Genomic DNA, 3,951 nt, shown 5'->3' with positions numbered 1-3,951 from the left:
CATCCGTCGCAGGCGTGTGAAACGTGGTGGGACTGCAAGAACCCGATGCCGGAACTGGCGGGCCTCCACGCGGTGACCGAGTGGCTGCTCTCGCTGCCCCAGCCCCTGACCACGCCGGAGCAGCGCGCGTTCTGGGCCGCCCTGCGTAAGAAACTGCCCGACCTGCCGACTCGCGAGGTCGACGGCAAGCGCCTGTTCGCCCCCGCCGAGCGGTTCGCCGCAAAAAAGAACAGCGAGAACCCCGAACTCTATTGCGTGTTCCCGTTCCGCTTGGCGGCGTTCAACCGGCCCGACATCGAACTGGGCATTGAGGCCCTCCGGCGCCGATGGGACAAGGGCAACTCCGGCTGGCGCCAGGACGACATCTTCATGGCCTACCTCGGCCTGGCCGACGATGCCCGCCAGTACCTTGTCGGCCGCGCCAGAAACAAGCACCAGGATTCGCGGTTCCCCGCCTTCTGGGGCCCCAACTACGATTGGATCCCCGACCAGACTCACGGCGGCGTATTGATGAAGGCGCTCCAGGCGATGCTTCTCCAGACCGACGGCCGCAAGATCTATCTGCTCCCGGCCTGGCCGAAGGACTGGAACGTGGACTTCAGGCTCCACGCACCGCTGAAGACCACCATCGAGGGCGTCTACCGGGACGGCAAACTCGCCGAACTCAACGTCACGCCGCCCGAGCGGAAGGCGGACATCGTCGTCCTGGAATCGCAATAACAGGCCCCTTGCTGCGCTGGGCCGCCGGCCGGCGCGGCCAAGGCAGGAATGCTTGTCATGAGCAACGATGCACGAGCCAAGACCGAGCGCGTCCTGGCTGCCCTGGAGCACCGCGAGCCCGACCGCGTGCCCGTGGGCGAGTTCTTCTGGACCCACTTCGTCCGCCGCTGCCGCCGGGAACTCGGCGCGGGCGACGACTTCAACCCCTACGCCTACTGGGACCTCGACCTCATCGTCGTCACCCCGAACATGGACCCGCACATCTGTGGCATCGAAGTCCTGGAGGACACGCCCGAACGCAAAGTCGTCAAGACCGGTTTCGGGGCCACCATCGAGCGGCGGGGCACGCTGCCCATGCCGCACTTCCGCGATTTCGAGACCCGTTCGTTCGAGCAGATGGAAGCGCTCGAGTTCGACGATCCGAAGGACCCGCGGCGCTACGTCGAGGCCATCGACGACCAGATCAACGCCGTCGGCGACGAACTGAACCTCGGCCTGCCGCCGTTCGTGGACCGCCTCGCTGCCTGCGCGGGCGACTTCTGCGTCTTCGGCAGCGTGTGCGAGCCCCACGAGATGCTCTGGCGGATCATCGGCACCGAGAACGCCCTCTTCAAGATCGCCGAGGCGCCGGACCGCCTGGCGCGGTTCATCGAGCGCCTGGGCGACTTCCTCGTCGGCATCGTTGAAGGCCAGGTCGCGGCGGCCCGGGGGCAACTCGCCGGCCTGTACGTCTGGGGCGACATCGCTTACGACCACGGCATGTTCTTCTCGCCCCGGTACTGGCGCGACGCCTACAAGCCGCAACTCAAGAAAATCTGCGATGCCGCCCACCGCGCGGGTCTCAAGACCATCTATCACGGCTGCGGCAACGCGAGCGCCGTCTTCGAGGACCTCATCGAGGCGGGCGTCGACGCATACAACCCGCTGGAGGCCAAGGCCGGTCTCGACGTGGTCGATCTGAAGCGCCGCTTCGGCCGACGGTGGGCGTTCAACGGGAACATCGACGTGCGCGTCCTCGCGACGAACGACCGCGCCAAGATCCGCGCCGAGGTGCTCCGCAAACTCAACGCGGCCAAGGGCGGCGGGTACATCATCCAATCCGACCATTCCGTGCCGCACACGGTGGACCCGGCCACGTACGATTACCTCGTCGGACTGGTCCGGGAGCACGGGGCGTACCCGCTGAAACTAGGCGAGTTTGACGAGAACGTCTAACACTGATACGCTGTGTTCTTCAACGCAGAGACCGCCGAGAACGCAGAGAACGGCTGTCAAGAGGTCAAAAGGAACAAGGAGACGGCGTGAAGTTGGGGGTGTGGAACAGCGCCCGGCTCAAGCCAGGGCATGCTGTGTAAGTTCTTGTGAAAGAATATCTTATCTCTGCGCCCTCTGCGCCCTCTGCGCTCTCTGCGTTGAGATAGCGTTGTAGTACTAAGCACCAGTAGGAAACCAAATCATGAAGCGATTCGGATGGGTCGCAAAAGTCAGACCGGAGCAGTATGAGGCGTACAAGCGCCTGCACGCGGACGTCTGGCCGGACGTGCTGAAGATGATCAAAGCGTGCAACCTGCGGAATTACTCCATCTTCCACAAGGACGGCTACCTGTTCACGTATGTGGAATACACGGGCAAGGACTTCGAGGCGGACGCCGCGAGGATGGCCGACGACGAGACCACGCAGAAGTGGTGGTCGGTGGTCGTTCCGATGCTGGAAGCGGTGGACCAGGAGACGGTTGCCGCGGGCGTCTGGGCGGACATGGAGAAAATTTTCCACCTGGACTGATTGCTTCCTTCCGGCAGCCGCACGGGAAGGGGGCATAACCTGAGGCGGCGGGGGATTCGCGGAGCACCGTATGAACTCGCGCGAACGAGTGCTGACGACGTTTGCCCACGAGGAGCCCGACCGGGTTCCGATGTGGTGCGGCGCGTCGGCGGAGTTCTGGGCGAAGGCGAAGGCCCATCTCGGCCTGGACGACGAGGCGCTTCGCGAGCGATTCCACGACGACTTTCGGCGCGTCTTCGCCCGCTACGCCGGGCCGGACTTCACGCTCCGCGAGGGCGCAACGTGCCGGACGGTTTTCGGCGTCGAGCGGCACGGCATGGGCTACGGCCAGCCGATGAGCCATCCGCTGGCCGGGGCAACGCTCGACCAGGTGCACGCGTACGCCTGGCCCGATCCGGCCTGGATGGACGTCTCCGAGATCCGTGCCGAGGCCGAGGCCTACGGCGGGCAATACGCGATTCTCGGCGGCGACTGGTCGCCGTTCTTCCACGACGCGATCGACCTCTTGGGCATGGAGGGGCTGTACCTGCAGATGTATGACGATCCGGCGGTGGTCGACGCGGTCATGGGCCGCCTCGTGGACTACTACTTCGAGGTCAGTCGGCGGATCTTCGAGGCGGCCGGCGGGGCGATCGACATCTTCTTCGTGTGCAACGACTTCGGGAGCCAGCGCGGGCCGCTGTTGAGCCCCGCCCAGTTTGAGCGGTTCAGTCTGCCGCACTTGGCGCGCCTGATCGACCTGGGGCACAGCCACGGGCTGAAAGTCATGCTGCACTGCTGCGGGGGCATCGAGCCCCTGATGCAGGCGATGATCCGCGCCGGACTGGACGCCCTCCACGCCATCCAGCCTTCCTGTACGGGGATGGACCTGGCGACGCTGAAGCGGGAGTACGGCGACGCGATGGTGTTCAACGGCGGGATTGATTCCCACCACGTGCTCATCCAGGGCACGCCGGAGACGGTGCGGCGGCGGACACGGGAGGTGTTGGACATCCTGGCCCCGGGCGGGGGTTACATCGCAGGGGCCAGCCACGATTCGATCCTCGAGGAAACCCCCGTCGAGAACATCCTCGCGATGTTCGATACCGTGATGGCGTACAGGACGGGATCGTGAAGAACGCCGGGGCGACCGCCGCGGGCGATGCCCCAACGGGTTGGCACGCCGGCGCACGCGAAGGGAAGGTCAGGCCATGAGCCGAACCCTGTCCAGCAAGGAACGGATGCTCTGTGCCCTCGCGCGGGGCAAGCCCGACCGGCTTCCCGTCTCCGTCCACCAGTGGCAAGCGTATCACCTGGACGAGTTTCTCGGCGGCGCGAGCGCCCTGGAATCATTCGAGATCTTCGGCATGGACGCGCAGATCCAGTACTTCCAGGAAATGGGCCAGTTCGGGTTGGTGGGCGCCGATTTCACGAAGTGTTCGACGGCGGAGTGGGTGGACGAGGTCAAG

5 protein-coding genes are annotated in these 3,951 nt (G+C 65.3%); all 5 read left to right on the top strand.

The features are described from left to right. Positions 1–720 (top strand): hypothetical protein (locus tag NTX40_02635; GenBank protein MCX5647984.1); only part of this gene is annotated, 720 nt, incomplete at its 5' end. 57 nt (positions 721–777) lie between these two features. After that, a complete protein-coding gene (locus NTX40_02630; protein ID MCX5647983.1) occupies positions 778–1,935 on the top strand; it encodes a hypothetical protein in 1,158 nt (385 codons plus the stop codon). Positions 1,936–2,176: 241 nt separating this feature from the next. Further along, a complete protein-coding gene (locus NTX40_02625) occupies positions 2,177–2,503 on the top strand; it encodes an L-rhamnose mutarotase (protein ID MCX5647982.1) in 327 nt (108 codons plus the stop codon). A gap of 70 nt (positions 2,504–2,573) precedes the next feature. Beyond that, complete coding sequence (locus tag NTX40_02620; GenBank protein ID MCX5647981.1) at positions 2,574–3,617, top strand: hypothetical protein; 1,044 nt, start codon at positions 2,574–2,576, stop codon at positions 3,615–3,617. 76 nt (positions 3,618–3,693) lie between these two features. After that, on the top strand, positions 3,694–3,951 hold a 258-nt coding region (locus tag NTX40_02615; GenBank protein ID MCX5647980.1), incomplete at its 3' end, for a hypothetical protein.

This window comes from Planctomycetota bacterium (assembly GCA_026387035.1).
Lineage (GTDB): Bacteria > Planctomycetota > Phycisphaerae > FEN-1346 > FEN-1346 > JAPLMM01.
This window is presented reverse-complemented; position numbering and strand designations above follow the sequence as displayed.

Coding starts and splice junctions, on each gene's coding strand:
- NTX40_02630 (MCX5647983.1), top strand. CDS start 778: ATGAGCAACGATGCACGAGCCAAGACCGAGCGCGTCCTGGCTGCCCTG.
- NTX40_02625 (MCX5647982.1), top strand. CDS start 2,177: ATGAAGCGATTCGGATGGGTCGCAAAAGTCAGACCGGAGCAGTATGAG.
- NTX40_02620 (MCX5647981.1), top strand. CDS start 2,574: ATGAACTCGCGCGAACGAGTGCTGACGACGTTTGCCCACGAGGAGCCC.